This window comes from Stenotrophomonas sp. 05L44_2 (genome assembly GCF_056665995.1).
Window position 1 is genome coordinate 1 of the sequence record NZ_JBFTNR010000976.1, and the last position, 1,184, is coordinate 1,184.

Genomic DNA, 1,184 nt, shown 5'->3' on the forward strand with positions numbered 1-1,184 from the left:
GTACAGCTTCCACAGTGTGGAGTTGTCGCGCACGTGCGGTGCCAGCACGCCGCTGCGCTCCACCTGCTGCAGGGCAGCCACCGGTGCACCGGCCACCTTGCGGTACTGTTCGGAGAACGCCAGGTTGGCGCGGGCCACGGTGCCAAAGTAGCGGCTCTTGGCGATCATGATCGCCCACGACATCAGCATCATCAGGCCCAGCACCACCACCACCACCCACGCATCCACCGGCATTGCCTTGAGGATGAAACCGAAGTGGCTGACGCCAGCCGACTGCTCATCCTCACCAAAGGTCAGCAGGCGCGACTCGGCGCCCTGCGCAGTTGCGTCGGCCAGCAGCAGCGCGGCCGGGCGTGCGACCTTGGAAACGCGCACTTCGTCGATGTCGCCCAGGAACGGCTGCGCCATGGCGATTGCACTGGCATCGCCTGCGGGCGGTGCACTATCGGCACCGATCAGGGCCGCACCCGCCAAGGCCGGCAATGCCGCATCGATCCGGCTCGCTTCACGACCGCCAACCCACAGTACGACCCTGCCCTCGCTGGCCGTTACTGCCACATGCGTCCACTGCCCTGCTACCAACGCCGGTACCGCCTGGCTGCGCTGATCATTGAGGCGTACGTAGGGCACGCCGTTATCCAGGCCGACGATCATCACGTTGCTGCCTTCGCGGCGCGCGTAGAGGGCCTGATCCGGGCCGAGCTGGGCCGGCTTGATCCATGCCGAGAAGGTCATCGCGCCGCCGGCGGCAATCGCCAGCGACGGCGAACCCGGCAACTGCAGCGGCGTGCCGGACAGGCGCGCACCGCGGCCGATGATGGCGCCGTCGGCGGCGGTGAACGCGCCGCTGGCCGGGTTGGCGTAGGCGGTGGTGTCGTGTGCTTCATTGCCGCTGTCGGCGAAGTGAAGAACCGCGCTGTAATCCGGATCGAACACGCGCTGGCCATTGCTGGCAGCCGGTGCATTGCCGTTGCCGTAGTACATCCATACGGTCTGCGGTGCGGTGCCGCTGAGGCTGGGCACATCCACCCAGATCAGCGCCATGCCCAGGCCGGCGTCGTACTGCTCGATCTGGTGGTTCAGCACCGTGTGGCCATCCGCACCGACGAAACGGATGTCCTTGCCACCTTCGGCCACGCCATCGAAGGCGAAGTTGCCGGTGTGCAGGCGCACCAGCACTGGGG

1 protein-coding gene is annotated in these 1,184 nt (G+C 67.1%); it reads right to left on the reverse strand.

The genetic code is table 11. The features are described 5' to 3' along the window. The coding region (locus tag AC1VAN_RS22460) for a DUF2341 domain-containing protein (protein WP_480986813.1) at window positions 1-1,173 on the reverse strand (1,173 nt) is incomplete at its 3' end. Between the last annotated feature and the right edge of the window lie 11 nt (window positions 1,174-1,184).